Annotated in this window: 15 protein-coding genes, 1 tRNA gene and 2 pseudogenes; 7 read left to right on the top strand and 11 right to left on the bottom strand. The window is 63.2% G+C overall.

The genetic code is table 11. The features are described 5' to 3' along the window. Positions 1-2: 2 nt before the first annotated feature. A complete protein-coding gene (locus tag AU072_RS03555; protein WP_064412525.1) occupies positions 3-776 on the bottom strand; it encodes a helix-turn-helix domain-containing protein in 774 nt (257 codons plus the stop codon). A 117-nt stretch (positions 777-893) separates the two neighbouring features. Here AU072_RS03555 and AU072_RS03550 point away from each other — a divergent pair, with 117 nt between their 5' ends. Both AU072_RS03550 and AU072_RS03545 read left to right on the top strand, forming a co-directional pair. Beyond that, positions 894-1520 (top strand): class I SAM-dependent methyltransferase, encoded by a 627-nt coding sequence (locus tag AU072_RS03550; RefSeq protein WP_064412524.1) that lies wholly within the window; start codon positions 894-896, stop codon positions 1518-1520. Further along, entirely contained in the window at positions 1517-2176 is a 660-nt protein-coding gene (locus AU072_RS03545) for a methyltransferase family protein (RefSeq protein WP_174523697.1), read from the top strand. The genes AU072_RS03550 and AU072_RS03545 overlap by 4 nt, the downstream gene beginning before the upstream one ends. 175 nt (positions 2177-2351) lie before the next feature. On the opposite strand, the gene AU072_RS28230 is transcribed toward AU072_RS03545, so the two are convergent. From AU072_RS28230 to AU072_RS03530, 4 genes are all read right to left on the bottom strand, one after another. Further along, on the bottom strand, positions 2352-2525 hold the full coding sequence (locus AU072_RS28230) for a hypothetical protein (RefSeq protein ID WP_014805583.1): 174 nt from the start codon (positions 2523-2525) through the stop codon (positions 2352-2354). 617 nt (positions 2526-3142) lie between these two features. Continuing rightward, the gene (locus tag AU072_RS03540) at positions 3143-3376 is read right to left on the bottom strand and encodes a type II toxin-antitoxin system Phd/YefM family antitoxin (RefSeq protein WP_064412492.1); all 234 of its coding nucleotides are present in this window, start codon (positions 3374-3376) and stop codon (positions 3143-3145) included. An 87-nt stretch (positions 3377-3463) separates the two neighbouring features. After that, complete coding sequence (locus tag AU072_RS28395; RefSeq protein ID WP_120271110.1) at positions 3464-3904, bottom strand: hypothetical protein; 441 nt, start codon at positions 3902-3904, stop codon at positions 3464-3466. Continuing rightward, positions 3901-4713, bottom strand: coding sequence for a hypothetical protein (locus AU072_RS03530; RefSeq protein WP_064412491.1), 813 nt, complete (start codon positions 4711-4713; stop codon positions 3901-3903). Before AU072_RS03530 ends, AU072_RS28395 begins: the two co-directional genes overlap by 4 nt. 475 nt (positions 4714-5188) lie before the next feature. Here AU072_RS03530 and AU072_RS03525 point away from each other — a divergent pair, with 475 nt between their 5' ends. Then, entirely contained in the window at positions 5189-5806 is a 618-nt protein-coding gene (locus tag AU072_RS03525) for a CAAX protease (RefSeq protein WP_235629795.1), read from the top strand. A gap of 1158 nt (positions 5807-6964) precedes the next feature. On the opposite strand, the pseudogene AU072_RS28915 reads toward AU072_RS03525, so the two are convergent. From AU072_RS28915 to AU072_RS03510, 3 genes and pseudogenes are all read right to left on the bottom strand, one after another. Then, positions 6965-7072 (bottom strand): annotated as a pseudogene (locus AU072_RS28915) (prevent-host-death family protein); the annotation flags it as partial. Between the two features lie 223 nt (positions 7073-7295). After that, the gene (locus tag AU072_RS28510) at positions 7296-7445 is read right to left on the bottom strand and encodes a hypothetical protein (RefSeq protein ID WP_235629794.1); all 150 of its coding nucleotides are present in this window, start codon (positions 7443-7445) and stop codon (positions 7296-7298) included. Positions 7446-7978: 533 nt separating this feature from the next. Continuing rightward, positions 7979-8710, bottom strand: coding sequence for a hypothetical protein (locus AU072_RS03510; protein ID WP_064412488.1), 732 nt, complete (start codon positions 8708-8710; stop codon positions 7979-7981). Positions 8711-9611: 901 nt separating this feature from the next. Here AU072_RS03510 and AU072_RS03505 point away from each other — a divergent pair. From AU072_RS03505 to AU072_RS03495, 4 genes and pseudogenes are all read left to right on the top strand, one after another. Then, positions 9612-10448 (top strand): helix-turn-helix domain-containing protein, encoded by an 837-nt coding sequence (locus AU072_RS03505; RefSeq protein WP_120271109.1) that lies wholly within the window; start codon positions 9612-9614, stop codon positions 10446-10448. Then, positions 10429-10611 carry a helix-turn-helix domain-containing protein gene (locus AU072_RS03500; RefSeq protein WP_064412487.1) on the top strand — a complete coding sequence of 61 codons (183 nt, stop codon included), beginning with the start codon at positions 10429-10431 and terminating at the stop codon, positions 10609-10611. The genes AU072_RS03505 and AU072_RS03500 overlap by 20 nt, the downstream gene beginning before the upstream one ends. Continuing rightward, a pseudogene (locus AU072_RS28505) lies at positions 10608-10739 on the top strand (Arm DNA-binding domain-containing protein); the annotation flags it as partial. The gene AU072_RS03500 and the pseudogene AU072_RS28505, both read left to right, overlap by 4 nt. 15 nt (positions 10740-10754) lie before the next feature. Continuing rightward, positions 10755-11936 carry a site-specific integrase gene (locus tag AU072_RS03495; RefSeq protein WP_064412486.1) on the top strand — a complete coding sequence of 394 codons (1182 nt, stop codon included), beginning with the start codon at positions 10755-10757 and terminating at the stop codon, positions 11934-11936. A gap of 89 nt (positions 11937-12025) precedes the next feature. Here the strand turns inward: AU072_RS03495 and AU072_RS28220 are convergent, their stop codons facing one another. From AU072_RS28220 to AU072_RS03485, 3 genes are all read right to left on the bottom strand, one after another. After that, positions 12026-12193 carry a hypothetical protein gene (locus tag AU072_RS28220; RefSeq protein ID WP_165595652.1) on the bottom strand — a complete coding sequence of 56 codons (168 nt, stop codon included), beginning with the start codon at positions 12191-12193 and terminating at the stop codon, positions 12026-12028. A 258-nt stretch (positions 12194-12451) separates the two neighbouring features. Beyond that, a tRNA-Met gene (locus tag AU072_RS03490) sits at positions 12452-12528 on the bottom strand. Positions 12529-12771: 243 nt separating this feature from the next. Beyond that, the gene (locus tag AU072_RS03485) at positions 12772-15783 is read right to left on the bottom strand and encodes a UPF0182 family protein (protein ID WP_064412485.1); all 3012 of its coding nucleotides are present in this window, start codon (positions 15781-15783) and stop codon (positions 12772-12774) included. Positions 15784-15833 lie beyond the last annotated feature (50 nt).

Below are 15833 nucleotides of genomic sequence, written 5' to 3'. Positions count from 1 at the left end.
GGCTAGCTACTGCTCTCGTCGAGGTCCCAGGACACGTGCCGGCTCAGCATCGAGGGGGGTAGGCCGAACATCTCACGGGTGGTCCGGGTCAGGTGGGCGCTGTCGGCGAACCCCGCCCCATGCGCGGCGCCGGTCAGGTCATCACCGGCCTGCACGCGGGTGATCGCGATGCGTAAGCGCGTCCACAACACATAGCGCCGTAGCGGGATGCCGACCTGCTCGGTGAACAGATGGGTCAAGCGACTCGCCGAAAGACCAAGCTGGGCAGCTAGTTCCGTGCCGCTGACCGGGCCCGCCGCCACCAGGTCGGGCAGCAGCCGCAACGCGTCCTCGATGGCCCGATGCCGCGCCGCGGTGCCGTAGTCGGCAGTGACGGGCGCCAGGTGCGCGATCAGCTCGTCGACCATCGCGGCCAGCGCTCGTCGACGGGTAGGACTCAGAACTGGGGTGACCGTCCAGCCGGAGCGGACGGCGCGGGAGTGTGCGGCCCGGCCGGGCGCGGACTCCGGCTCCAGGAACACCACCGTGCCCTCCAGCGCGCCGACCTCGATCTGGTGTGACGCGTCGGCGGGCACGATCACCTTGGTGCTGCGGTGTCGCGTGCCGTGTTCATCGAGCACCGTGAACGCCGTTGTCGCGGTGATGATCTGAACGGCATGGTGGGCATGGACGTCAGTGGGGCCGATCGATCCGGTGAAGGCCAGCACCCCCGGCCGCAGCAGCGCCGCGCCGCCCCAACGCGGTCCGGTAGCTGCATCACCGCCAGACCTATTCATCGTCACTAGACGATGATAGCGTCGGCCATAGATCGTTAAAGGTCGATGCCACCGACGAGGGCCGATCATTTGGACCCTGTGGCAACCGCTACTGAGTGGAAGGAGTCTGCGGTGTTGATGAACCGGGCAGAAACAGCTCTGATCAACTCGCCGCCTCGGCGGTGGCTGCAGCGCCTCTATGAGGTACCGGTGCTGCTGCGCTTCGGGGGTCGGCTCCCCCCGGGCAGCAGCGCCCTCGAAATCGGCTGTGGGTCAGGCTACGGCTCGCAGCTGGTGCTGCAGCGCTTCGGCGCCGCGCGGATCGACGCGATCGACCTAGACCCGGCAATGATCGAGCGGGCACGAACCCGTCTCACCCCCTACGGCGACCAGGTACATCTGGCTACCGGGAGCGCCACCGATCTGCGTGAGGCGCTCAACGCCGATAACGGCAGCTACGACGCGGTGTTCGACTTCGGAATCGTTCATCACATCCCCGACTGGCGCGCCGCGGTCGCCGAAGCCGCCAGAGTGCTCGCCCCCGGCGGACGGTTCTACTTCGAAGAAGTCACCGCCCACGCTCTCAACCGCCCCACCTACCGGCGATTGTTCGACCACCCCACCGAGGACCGGTTCACCGCCGAAGACTTCCTCGACGAGTTGGGCCGGCATGATCTGGTCATTCTCGGATCGGCGACCCGCATCCAGGGCGACTATCTGCTGGGGGTCGCCGCCAAGCCACTCGCTGCGGGCGGTGGGCGATGATGGCCTCGGCCGCGCTGGCCCTGTTCGTGGTCATGATGGTGCTCGCCGGGGCGCTGCGCACCCTCATCCAGCGCCACCGCACCGGTGACAGCGGCAACCGTCGCACGCTGTCACCGCGCGGCTCGCTGGGCTGGTCGGCGCTCACCGTCACCGATGTCGGCTATCTCATGGTGGGTGTCGGTGGTCCGCTGGCGCACTGGCTGGGGCTAGCGCCGGTGAGCGTGCTGCAGCACCCTCCCATTCACGTGCTCGGCGTGGTCCTGGCGGTCCTAGGCATCCTGGCCGCCTTCGGTGCGCAAATGGCGATGGGCGCGTCCTGGCGCATCGGTGTCGACCAAAATGAACGCACCCCACTTGTCACCAGCGGCCCGTTCAGGTGGGTGCGCAACCCCATCTTCACCGCGGTGCTAGTCACGTTCCTCGGCCTGGTGCTCATGGTCCCCAACCTCATCGCACTCATCGGCTGGGGCATCGCCTTAACCGGCATCCAGACGCAAGTACGACTGATTGAAGAGCCCCACCTGCACCGTGCCCACGGCGAAACCTATACCCGCTACGCCGCCAAGGTCGGCCGCTTCCTGCCCGGACTGGGGCGACGCCTCCGCACCGACCGTCACACTGCACACCGAAAGAAGGCAAAATTTGATCACTTCTAAAGCGAGTGGGCATGAAAAAGCCTCGCGCGTCGAATCGAGGTTCGACGACTGCGAGGCGAAAGCCAGTGTGGTTGTGCGCGTACGGGGCCGCTGACGGCCGCCGTCCGGTGCGCAGGCGGTTACGGCGGCATCGGTAGGGTTCTCCCGGCGGAAAAGGCACTCATCAGAAAGACGGCTAACGCCGCCACTCGCGAAGCGCGACCGCGGCAGCGCCGACTATCTCGGCCAGCCCCTTGAGGAAGGCGATGATGCGTTCCATCGGCTCATCGCGCCGGCAGAACACCGCCCGGTTGACCATCACCAGTACAAGCAGAATCCAAACCAGATTCCACGCGTCCGAGACGACCACATTGACCTCCTTGCGAGGTGTACCAACAGACAGTGCCCGACCGATGGTCGGGCACAAAAAAAGCCGGGAAAGACCCGGCTTCGACGCGCAAAATATGCGCGCCTTCTCATGGGCGAACCATGAAAAGATCAGTCCAGCACTATATTTGGAGGCTGGACAACTTACGGAACTGGCTGTGTGCGCAGTTCTTTGGAGTGAACCGCCAGCAGGGGCGGGAGAAGATTTCGCGGTAGCGACTGGATGTGGGCACAGTCGTGCTACTGCATCTGTGCGGCAACCTTACCTGTCGAGGCAGCGCAAGGGAGAGGATGTCTCACTGGTTGGCGCGCGTCGGCGCGCTAACCGGATTTTGGGCGCACTAACGGCACCTCATTCACTGTACTCGCAGGTAGCTGCGCCAGAATGGAAGCAAGCACCTGGGCGTGTCGCCCTGCTGGGAAGAACGGCCCAGTTCGTTCAGCGTGATCAGCGCCGCCGCCGGCCGCCAGCCCGACGTACTCCGCGTTGGGGGCGACGACGAACTGCAGATCCCAGCCGATCTCGACTCCCACCTCGCGCGCGCGGCGGTCGAGCCTGCACGTCGTCATCGGTCAGCACGCGATGCCCCTCCCCCGTCATCAGGTGGTCGCGGAGTTGGTGCGGCGCAGCGTGTTCAGTTCGTCGAGCAGCTGCTGGTAGTGCTGGATGGACATGACGACGGCGGCGGGCTTGCCGGCGGTGTCGGCCAGGACGACGTTGCCGCCGCTGGTGGTCACCTGATTGATCAGGTGTTGGTGAAGTTCGCGGGCCGGGATCAGCTCGCTGGGGACGGCTTGCGCGCCGCCGAGGGCTTCAACGGTGGTACGGATCATCAGAAGAACAGCCTTTCAAACGTGGTGGGTTTCCGGTGTCCCCTCGACTCGTCGGGCCGAGGGGACACCGCCGAATGCGGTTGATGCTCAACCGCGTTCGGTGACCGTGGTGTTGGGGTGCCGTGCAGCGGTGGAGCCCTTCACGAACTTGCCGGTGATGGCACTGCGGTGATGGGTTCCGCTGCTGCGGTTGGCCCCGCGTTCGGTGACCGTGGTCTTGGGGTTGCGCGCCGCGGTGGACGCCTTGACGTAGCGACCGGTGGTCGCGCTGCGGTGATGTCCCTTGGCCATTGTCTTGTCCTTTCGGTTTGTCCGGCCCGGTGTTGAGCCGGATACCGGTCTATAAGTGCGCTCGTCGGCTCGATCCCTGAATTCCCCGGAACCGTCGTGCCCGTGGCCGCCCTCGGCAGCCCGGCGGGCCAGGGCGTCGCCTTCGGCGGCGGTCACCGACCTGCGTGCTGTCCGCGCGGTGCGGGTGCCCAACGAGCTGGCGTTGATGAGTGCGGTGAGGTGCTTGATGGTGGTCACGACGTCCTCTTTCGATTTCGGAGTTGGTGGCCGATGAGGTTCTCCACGCTCTTGGCGTCGCGCAGACCGAGCTTGTCGGCGATCTCCCGTTGGGTGAAGCCGTGCTCCTGCAGGAACAGTGCTCGGCGCGCCCGGTCGGTGCTCAGCAGCGCCATCGCTTCGGCCACCGTGTCGTTGGCGACGATGGTGGCCTCGATGCCCTTGATGATGTCGAACCGGTCTTCGGGCAGCTCGGCCATCGGTGTGGTGGCCTGCTCGATTCGTTCGAGTTCGGCCCGTAGTGCGCTGCGGTAGATGTTGGCGAACTGATAGAGGCACTGGCCGATGAAGAACGTGCCCAGCGACGCCCCACCCGAGGACTGCCAGCGGTGGGTTTTGAGCACCCTGTCGCGGAAGTAAATCAGCGCGGCGACCACGGTGTCTTTGGCGATGTCGTCGATGGCCTCATCCTCAGGCCAGCCCTCGATGCGGCCCAGACCGTAGCCGGTCAGCGCCTTGGCCTTGCCATAGATGGTGCCGTGGCGGATCCAGGCCCGCAGCACGCCGAGGCCGTAGCGCGTCAGTTCGCGGGAGAACCGCTCCCACAGCCGGCCGGTGAACCGCTCCAACTGCAGCGCCAGCAGCAGCTCCTCATCGGCTTGAAGACGCCGGAGTCGTTCCAGTTCGTCGGCGAGTTCGGCGGCCAGACCGGGGTCGTCGAGCCAGGCACCGACCACGCCTTCATCAACGCTCTGGATGTCGCCCTGGTTGTCCGGTTGTAAGCGCGCGGCATCAACGGGCGGGCCGGGGCGGCGTGCCGGTCGATCCATGGCTACATCTCCAGGAGGCGAGAAAGAGACAACCGATCCCTACGGTTGTCGCTTCCTCTTAAGTCCGCGCGTACCGCCAACCCCTGAAACCTGGGAAAGTTTTTTCGCAGGCAAGCGGTCGCGGCCGTGCTGCGACCATTGTCCCAGGTCGAGCCGACAAGCCTCCGCATAGGAGGAGGGTCTGCTGGCGGCCCCGAATCGTCGTACGCGGTACGCGGCTTCTCTGGGGCGGCGGGCGGGGGCAAGCTGCCAGCGCTATGACCTCGGGCCACGAAACGGAAGGTGGCCTTTCAGCCGCTGACAGCGCTGTTCAATGCAAAAGCCCGGGTCGGTCGCAAGGACCGAATACCGGGCTCTTCTTGGCTTTAACCGGGCACGCGCTACACGTCACACCGGCCTGTATGCACCCAATCGTACGTGGAGCCCTGATAGAACTCAACAAGTGACGGCACCTGGCCCCTGGGTTGAACAATGGTTGAGTCCCGAAAGATTCCACACGTACACACGCCTGGCCGGTGGTGACCGCACCCGCGCTCTCGACCTGCACGAATGGAACACTCAGCTCAACGCCGCACTGCTGCACGACTTCGCCCACCTCGAAGTTGGCCTGCGCAACTTCTACGACCGGGCACTCATGAGTGCCGTCCAGCCAGGTGATGCCCACTGGACCGACCCAGCTTCGTTCGCCGCGCTATTCCCGGCGGTACCAGGCAACGACGCCCGCACGCACGCGGATCTGGCCTTGTCCCGTCGCAAGGCCGGCGGCCCCTCTGCACCTCCCGGAAAGCTTCTTGCCGAGCTGACCTTCGGGTTCTGGGTCTTGATGACCAGCTCGCGACATACGACGCTCCTCTGGACCCCGCATCTGGAAGCCTTCTACCCCGCCGGTTCGCAGCGGCCCAAGACCCACTTCGGCCTCGACGACATGCGCAAGGCACGCAACCGGGTAGCTCACCATGAGCCCGTCCGCGTCTCCGACGTCAACATCCTGATCCGGCGAATGCGCCGCTACGCCGGTTACATCTCAGCCGATCTTGGTCGCTACATCCGACAGACCAGAACGGTCGACGCGCTGCTGCACTCACGTCCTTGACGACGCGTCGGGGCCGAGGGGTCTACCGTGAGTCTGCGAGTTTCTGCACTCGCGCATCGCGGGACGCCCGGTCTTCTTGCTGGCGGTGATGACCGCGCGGGCAGCGGCCTGACGTACAGCCAAACTACGACCCGTCTTCGGCTTCGGGGGTTGTAGCCGCTGGCATTCGTTGTGGCCATCAACACTCCCCTCTTCCACGTCGTCCCCAGGTCTTCCACCTCGTCCAGAGGGGGGTGCTGACCGATCACCTGGACGATTTCGGAGTCTCCGCGTGTAGCCAGCTTAGATTGCAGCAGCGTATCAAGCATCTTCCATCCCAACGCTGCCTCCATGTCATCGGAGCTGAAGGTCCGCTCGAATGCCCACGTGGCACGACGCCACCACTCGCTGCGGCGATCTCGGTGTTCTTCTGCCACCACGTGATCAGCACTCCACCGATCGCAACCAACCCGACGATCAACGTCACCCACGCTTGAGCAGGCGTCCGCCCGTTCCCTCACTGTCCGCACCGACTGAACCCGTCGCATCGGACAGTAGAGATCGACCGTGCAAAACCACGACTGATGACCACCGTTTTCGACTTCCATCTCGGAAGTACCGGCCGAATCACCGCATTCCGTCACCTTGCAGGCGACTTATTTGGCGTCGCCGCCGGTTGCGACCCTCATCTTGTCGAGGAATTCGGTCAAGGCGGCATCGATGTCGGTCACGGTGTAGCCGCCATGGGCGCGCAACCATTCGACTCTCTGCTGGGTCAGCGGCGGCAAATAGGTGTTGAACGGAACCTTCGTATTGCGCTTGCGGGCTTACAGCGTTGTGCCAGCCGCCTCCGTCCCAGCCGCCCAGGACAACAGCAGTGCACCCGAAGAACTCGCAGACTGGCCCGTCGACGTCGCAGACCTTCGCGAATCGCTACTGGAGACGGAAGCCGACTTCCCAAGCGGGCGCACAATCAGCGGGGACCAGATCCGCGCCCGCTACGGCTTGCCGCGACGAGCCACAGACCGACCCTCTCGGTTTTCTCGCTCGCGGTGGTCGACACTCGGTGCGATTCACCGACGAGCTGATGAGTGCGTCGATGATATGGGCCACCGCGCCAACGCGCTCAGTGAAAGGTCGCCCGTCGCATCTGCGCGATAGGTCCCCGATGATGTTCGGCTAGTACCTTTCCTCAGCCCGCATACGTTGCAGCAGCATGCCGGCGGAATCAGCTCCGTCAACCATCGGAATCGTTGGCCGCGGCGCGAGCCCGTGCGTCTCCGCAGGGTGCAACTTGCCAATGCGCATGAGTGCAGTGAGAGCGGCGATCTCATCGTCGTGCTTCATACTGGAAGCTCCCTCAATCGATCGTCGTTTCAGTATTCCATGTATCCCCAGCTCTGGCGTGTCCTGATGCTGGATCGATACTCAAGGTTACCGTCAACGAGCGCAACGGACTGGACGGTCAGCAGCGCGCTGTAGCCGAGAGGGATTTTCGGTGAACACCCGCTCAAGCACTATCCGGCTCAAGGTTGCCGTCTTCGTCCTGACTTGCGGTTGTCATCGCCAGGTGAATGCGCGCTCGCTTGACGAGTTCTATGACCGCGGGGTTCAAGAGGTCTGCGACAGTGACGTTCAGGCTCTTGGCATATGCGGTCACGACTTCGTGATCATCTTCCGTGACGCGCTTCGCTAGGAACTTCGGACTCGCGCGATTCTCGCGATGGCGCCAGTTCCGCCGACGACTAGAGGAATCGTCTGACATTGGACTCCGCTGTCGAACTCAGCACTTGTGTTCACCCCAGCTGCGCGGCCTACTCACGGGCGATTGGCTAGGTCGTCTTTTACGCTGACGACAGGAGGGTCTGCGGCGAAAGCCGCTCACGAACGCCGGCCCGTGAATCGCGATTATGTCGTCGAGTTCCAGGGGTTCTCTGTTGTATTCCGCCCATTGCAGAATGCTGGGAGCACAGCCACAGCCGCAAGGTATCCAACTCGGGCGGACGGAATCAAGGATGCCACCATCGAATCTCTGAACCTGCGTTGTTGCCGAGTTCTCCAGCTGAGCGCTCACAGCCGAGATGGACTCGTCATGACTGTCGAGGGGACAACTTCCAACCAGCTGAATCGGCGGATCCAGGGAAGAACTTGCTTTCCTCCGCAGGACATCGCGCGAATTCTGGCCCTTATCCATCATTCTCTGCAACGCCAAACACCCTTGTTAGCAAGGCAATACGACACGGCATCGGGCGAGACAACCTTGAAATCGCTCAATACCACCGAACATTCGTCGGCAGTGAACCCCACATCCGCTAGCGCCTTCATCCATGCGATCAGAGCCCGCCCCCTCCCATTCGCGTCCAAAGCCAGCGCCCAAACACGACCGAAGGTCGCCGCGGCCGAACGCGCATAAGCATCGCGGACCACAGCTGCAGCGTCGTCGAATAGTGCCTGAGAAGTCGAAGCGTACCGTTCCAACTCATCAGTTCTGATACCAGCGACACTGAGATAGAGCAGTGCGTTGGCAACTTCCGTACGCCAAAGATCCTGCAGTGTGGTGCGTTGCACGCATCGTGGTTGAAGGACGTGTACATAGTCGGCGCCTTCCGTGTATGTCGTCGGCAGACCCATGTTCCTGTGGATGGGTGGCATGGCTGATGCGCTTCGTGTGCCTTCGCCTTCAGCAAGTGAAGCAGCGAGGTCAATGCACGCGCCCCCGAGCCGAGTCCAAACCGCGTCCAGACGATCGGCATGCAGCGCGAGCGGATAGGTCACAAATGTTGATCCATCCGGTAAGACGTGAGGGGTTACGACGCTAAACGAACGCGCCCATCGGGCCGCCTGTTCGACGACTTCCGCGATTGCCGCGTGACAACGACCGAGCTCGAACCCCCGGCTATTGGCTTGGCTGAGTTCGTCGTTCACATCCTGTCTCCAACCCGGATCATGGAAGACTCCGATAGTTCAAACCCGCTCGCCAAACCCGTAATTCGTGGATATGTTGTGCGCGAGGCGTCAATTGCTCGATCGTCTGTGCAGTCCCTACAACCTCGCAACTTGGCACCCATCCGATCAACAACCCCTGCGGCCTGACGACGCATCCGCGCACATCTGGCGAAATGTTCATTCGATTGCCAGCGGCCGCAGCCATCAGCCAACCCGTTGACAGAGTCGCATTCTTCGCGTACGAGACCAACAAAGTGCGCAAACATCGGCACGGTCATCAATGCAGCAGCGCATGTCGTTGGAGCGAGCTGATCTGCCTGTTGTTGAAGACTCAAAGCCGATGTGTCGCGGTGCACGATCCTACGGTACCGCGAGCTGGCAATGGCTGGCTAGCAGCGGAAACACATTCTCTAAGAATAGATTCTGCCGAACACCCATGCGCTTCCCCGAAGACGATTAGGCATCAACTCATGCTCATCTTATGCACAACTGGTAACCCACTAAGGCCCAACTAGTACCCATTTTCTGCTCCAGACAGGCACATTGGGCGTCACCGGCCGCTCGCCGATGGCCGTGCCGGAACGGCCAGAATTCCGGCGCAGCGAAGATCGTCGTCCGATCACGATCCCGTCAGGCCGCCTTTGGATTTCGCCGCTTGTCGCTGCCGGGTGACGACAAGAGTTGATTCTTTCCCAAGTTGCATCTGGTGGTGGACGCCGTTTCACCCATTCATCTACGTTGCAATTCATCGAGATCCCTATCGCTCTGTCAGCCTGCAGCGCGGCTGCACAATGGCCGCCCGAGCCATCACGCATGACCTCTCAAGAGAACCTAGGAAGACAATGATCGTCGAAACTGTAAGACTCAGAAAGTATTACCGATGAGCTGGAAGGCGCTCGACTGGGCGATAGCCATCGAGGTTTCGAGTCCGATGATGCGCCTTGTCCTCATACTGCTTGCGAACCGGGCAGACGACAAGTTTTCGTGCTACCCGTCAATTCGAAAGATCGTCTCGGAATCTTGCGCCGCGCGGAGCACCGTGTTGGAAACGCTTCGCAAACTCGAGGATGAGGGGCTCGTGCAGCGGGTTGCTCGGTATCACGATTCGGGAGCCAGGCGTTCGAGCCGCTACCTCCTCAATCACCCAGATGCGACGCACAGTTCTCCCCTTCCGGAGGTCGGACTCCCCCAGTCCGCCAACACGACGGGGGCCGTCCGACCTCCGGACGGGAATTGTCCACCGGTTGTGCCTCCGCGGGTCCAGGACACTGACGCCTTGAACCTTTCCAGAGAAACCTCACTAGGACCGTCGTCGGCAGCAGTGCTGAGTTCACTTCCAAGCCCATGGCAAGTCAATCGGGAGGACGCGAGAAAACTTGCACCGGCAATCGAGGCAGCCTTCGCAGCAGGTTGGACATCACAGACTCTGTTGGCCCATCTCTCGTCCCGGCCAGAGGGAGTGCGTTATCCCGCTGCTGTCCTCGCGCGGCGTCTCACTGAGCTACCGCCCCCACCAACACTTTCCGTACAACAAATGCCATCGTGGTGTGGCGATTGCGAGGACCCAATGTCGCGCACAATCACAGTCACACAGTCCGACGGTACTGAGGCAGCAGCGTTTTGCCCGCGTTGCAGCCCACAGCAGCACTCAGCGAGAGTTGCAAACTCAATAAGTTACGAAGGGGAGGTGAAAAAAGATGGAATCGAACGTATTTGATCATCTCCCACTGCTTCTCGCGGTTCCCCGGGCTGCGAGCATTCTGGGAATCAGCCGTGCTGCGGCCTACAGACTTGCCGCGTCTGGCGAGCTCCCAGTCCGGAGACTCGGCGGACGCGTCTATGTCGTCACTGCCGAGCTGCGCCAGTTGGTGGCATCGTGAAGGGGTCGGTCTACCAGCGCGGAAAAACGTGGACATATCGATTCCGAGGGCCTGAGCGAGATCCATCCACCGGCGAGTATCCAATTATCTCAAAGGGTGGGTTCCCCACGGAGAAGGAGGCCTGGAAGGCCTGTCGCGATGCCATGCGGGGAGCCGATCAAGGTCGCGTTGTTCGTCCCTCAACTCGCACAGTGGCTCAGTTTTTCGCCGAATGGTTCTCAGCCATCGAACCTTCTGTGGACGCAACTACTTGGCAGAACTGGAATGACTACGCTAGGTGTTACGTAGTGCCGCACATTGGCGCAGAAAGGCTCCAACGGCTCGATGAGCCACAGCTCCTGAAGCTCTACGCGAAACTACTTTCTGAGGGCCGGATCAAGCAGGACCGCAACTACGCGATGTATCACTACTGGCGTAGCCAGACGGTCGACGGGTCGACACCGAGTCCGCGCGAAGTGGCTAAGGCGTGTGATACAACGATTCACGCTGCCCGGGCTGCAGTACGCCGGTACAACGCCGGCATCGCTCCGAAGCAGATGCATCCGGGGCTGGCCCCGAAGACCGTGCGGAACATACATGCAATGATCCACCGTGCACTTGTCGATGCCGTCGCGTGGAGGTACACGTCGCATAATGCGGCGGCTAATGTAAAGCCGCCTAAACGTCCCCGTGCGCGGCGAACAGTGTGGAACCCCGAGCAAATACGGACGTTTCTGCAGACGGCAAGTCACGACCGCTTCGCTGCCCTTTTCCTGCTTGAGCTCACCACTGGAATACGACGCGGCCAGATCTGCGGCCTCAGGTGGCACGACGTCGACCTGGACGCGCGCGAGATCACTGTGCATGACAATCGGGTCGTAGTTGGCGGCCACGCGAGGGACAAAGCCGGCGGCAAGACGCACAATGCCGATCAAACGATCGCGATAGATCGGACTACTGCTGCGGCACTCCAAAAATGGCGACAATTGCAGGATGAAGAGCGGGCATTTTTCGGAAGCGACTACCACCCCGGAAACTACGTCTTTACCTTCCAGGATGGTCGACCGCCGCATCCCGACTCCATCCGTCAACGGTTTGACCGCTTGGCGGCTGCCACCGGCCTAGAGCGGATTACCTTCCACGACTTGCGGCATTCGTACGCGACGGCCGCGTTGAAGGCTGGCGTCAACCCAAAAACTGTGAGCGAGCGTATCGGGCATGCCGACGTCGGGTTCTTCTTGCAGACGTATGCCCACGTATTAAAGAACGACGACAGAGACGCCGCTGAACAGGCAGCGATGTTCGTGATCGGCGATGGCTACCGCTCGTCAACGGGAGTGGACTAAATGACACCTCGATACGGCGAAGTCGCGGAACTATAGAGCTGCCACAGCCGAGTACCAGACTCCAGCCGGTTGTGGTCAACGGCAGAAAGCTAGCTTTCACAGCGGCTGGCGTAAGTGTCGCGCACCGCGCGTCTCTCTGCGTTGGTGTCCTGGGTGTTGAACGCGGGGGCCAGCTGGGCGTATGCGGTGTCGAGGAGATCTTCGTCGATCGCCTGCGAGGCTACCTGTGGGGACCGGCTGGGAGTAGGCGTCGGCATGGGTCTAACGATAGGCCGCTTCGGATTCTGCTAAACATTTGTTGGCGTGCGGTTGGTGCGCTCATAGCCGGGCGCATTTGGCGCTCTTGATGAGCACGCGGCGGATCTCTTCTCGGCTGGCAGCGATCCGGGCCCCGCGCGGCGTCGGTGTGCACCACCGGTCGCGGCGTCTGGTCGTCAGGAGGTGCTACGTTCACAAACGCGTTCACAAACCGAATGAAAACGGCCCCCGGAGTGTCCTCCGAGGGCCGTTTTTCCTGGTAGCGGGGACAGGATTCGAACCTGCGACCTCTGGGTTATGAGCCCAGCGAGCTACCGAGCTGCTCCACCCCGCGTCGGGTGAACGCCACGTTACCGAAGGCTCTCGCGCAGTTCCAAATCGGGCGGTCACCGACGGTGGTGAGACCCGTCACGCCTGCGGTTACGTGGCCGTCCGCGCTGCGCGAGCGACCGCAAATGTACGCAGTGCGGCGGTGTGTCGCCGTGCAGACACGGTCGCTCGGCGCAGTGGGGCCCAGCTCCGCGGCAGTGGGGCCCAGCTCCGCGGCAATGGTGGCTTAGCTCGCGGCAGTGGGGCCTCAGCTCGCGGACTGGTACTTCTCCATCGCGTCGTCGAGGCGTTGCAGCGCCTCGCCGTACTCGGCGAAGTTACCGCCCTGCTGGGCCTGACGCAGCCCGTCGAGCGCCGCGTTGACCTCTTGCAGCGCAGCGGCTTTCGGCCCCGACAGCTGCACCGGCCCACCCGGCGGCACCGCCGCGGGCGGCGGCGACGCCGGCGCCCGGCCCTGCTGGTTGGCCGGCGTGCGGGCCGGCGGTTCACCGTCGGCCGGCGGCTGCGCAGCGGGCTGCTGTCCGCCGGTGCCCGCGATCGGCGCGGGGCCGGTGGCGGTGGCGTCGGCGCCGGGTCCGAACAGCTCGGTGAGCGCATCGCGCACCGTCGGGCCGTAACCGACCTTGTCGTTGTACATCATCGCCACACGGATCAGGCGCGGGTACGACGACGCGGCATCGCTGGCCCCGGGCGAGGCGTACACCGGTGCGACATAGAGCAATCCGCCCTCGGCGACCGGCAACGTCAGCAGGTTGCCCCACCGGATGCGGTTCTGGTTGTCGCGCCCGATCACACCGAGGTCCTGGGACACCGCGGTATCGGTGCTGATCGCGTTGAACGCCAGCTTGGGACCGTTGACCTGACCCGGAATGGTCAACACGGTGATCTTGCCGTAGGTCTCGGGGTCGGAACTGGCACTCATGAACGCGGCGAGGAAGTCGCGCCGGAACCGGTTCATCGCACTGGTCAACTGGAACGACGCCGCACGGTCGTTTTCCGCGAGGTCTTTGGCCACGATGTAGTACGGCGGCTGGTAGCTGCTCGCGGTCGGGTTGGGATCCAGCGGGACGTCCCAGAAGTCCGACGTCGAGAAGAACGTCACCGGATCGTCGACGTGGTACTTGGCCAGCAGCGCGCGCTGCACCTTGAACAGGTCTTCGGGATAGCGCAGGTGCTGCTGCAGTTCCTCGGAGATCTCGCTCTTGGGCTTGACCGTGCCCGGGAACACCTTCATCCACGCCTGCAGCACCGGATCCTGCTCGTCCTGCGCGTACAGCGACACCGTGCCGTCGTAGGCGTCGACGGTGGCCTTGACCGAGTTGCGGATGTAGGACACCTGCTTGTCGGGCTGCAGCCGGTTCAGCGCCACCTCATTGGAGTCCACGGTGGCCGAGGACAACGTGGTCAACTCCGAGTACGGATAGTTGTCCAGCGTGGTGTAGCCGTCGACGATCCAGACGATCCGCTCGTTGACGATCGCCGGGTAGACGGTGGTGTCGGTGGTCAGCCACGGCGCCACCGCCTCGACCCGCTTGGCCGGGTCGCGGTTGAACAGCAGCTTGCTGTTCTCCCCGATGACGTTGGAGAACAAGAAGTTTCGCTCGGCGAACTTTGCGGCGAAGACGCTGCGCGTCAGCCAGTTCCCGATTGGAACACCGCCCTCACCGGTGTAGGTGTAGTTGCGGGTCTCGACGTTGTTCTCGTAGTCGTATTCGCGCGGGGCACCGTTTTCGCCGACGATGGCGTAGTCGGCCGGGGTGTTGGCGATGACGGGCCCGTAGTAGATGCGGGGCTGGGCCAGCGGGGCGGGCCCTGGCGAGATCACCTCACCGTTCGCGCCGACCACGCTGGACAGGAACTCCGGATATCCGCCGTTCTGGTTGGGGTCGTTGGCCACCCCGCGTACGGTGTTGGCCGGCGAGGCGATGAACCCGTTGCCGTGGGTGTAGACCGAGTGGCGGTTGATCCAGTCGCGCTGGTTGTCGATCAGCCGGTCGGGATTGAGTTCGCGCGCGGCGACGACATAGTCGCGCAAGTTGCCGTCGTCATCCCGGTACCGGTCCATGTTGAGCTGGTCGGGGAAGTAGTAGAAGTTCTTGCCCTGCTGGAACTGGGTGAATGCCGGGCTGACGATGTTGGGGTCGAGCACGCGGATGTTCGAGGTGGTGGCGCGGTCAGCGGCCACCTGGGCTGCGGTCGCCGCGGCGTTACCCGGATAATCGCGATAGCTCACCACGTCGTCGGTGAGCCCGTAGGCTTGTCTGGTCGCCGTGATGCTTCGGCTGATGTATTCGCTTTCCTTCTGCGCCGCATTGGGTTTGACGCTGAACTGCTCGACGACCAGCGGCCAGCCCGCGCCGACCACCAGCGACGAGAGCAGCAACAACACCACGCCGATCGCCGGGATCCGCAGGTCGCGCAGCACGATCGCCGAGAACACCGCGGCCGCGCAGATCACGGCGATCGCCATCAGGATCAGCTTGGCGGGCAGCACCGCGTTGATGTCGGTGTAGCCCGCGCCGGTGAACGGCTTGCCGCCGCGGGTGTGGCTCAGCAGTTCGTAACGGTCCAGCCAGTACGCGATCGCCTTGAGCAGCATCAGGATGCCGACCAGGGTGATCAGCTGGATGCGCGCCGCTCGGCTCAACGCACCGGCGCGCCCGGACAGCCGGATCCCGCCGAACAGGTAGTGGCCCAACAGGTTTCCGATGAAGGCCAGGAACGTCGCGACGAACAGGTAGTTCAGGACGAGCCGGTAGAACGGCAGGTCGAAAGCGTAGAAGCCCAGATCCTTGCCGAACTGCGGGTCGGTGATCCCGAAGCTGTTGCCGTGCAGGAACAACTGGACGGTCTCCCACTGCCCGAGCGCGAACAGCCCGACGAACAAGCCGATGAGCGCGGGGACCCCGAAGCCGACGAGGCGCAGCCGCGCCATCACCGCGGTGCGGTAGGCCGCGACCGGGTCGTTGGGCCCGTTGGTCGGCACGAACACCGGCCGGGTCCGGTAGGCCAGCGCCAGCCCCGCGAACAGGATCGAACCGATCAGCAGCGACACGACCAGAAACAGCAGGATCTGGGTGAACAGCACCGTGGTGAAGACCGAGCGGTAGCCGAGTTCGCCGAACCACAGCCAGTCGACGTAGGTGTCGATCAGCCGCGGGCCGATCAACAACAGGAGCACGATCACGGCTCCCAGCGCGATGAGGATTCGGCTACGTCGTGTCAGCTTCGGCATTCGTGCCGCGGGCCGCATACCCACTCGTTGACTCCAGTTTCATTCGGCTACGTCGTGCTCGACGTGGCCCCAAC

This window comes from Mycolicibacterium novocastrense (assembly GCF_001499835.1).
Lineage (GTDB): Bacteria > Actinomycetota > Actinomycetes > Mycobacteriales > Mycobacteriaceae > Mycobacterium > Mycobacterium novocastrense.
Note: the sequence above shows the minus strand (reverse complement) of the source record. Positions and strands in the feature narration are given on the sequence as shown.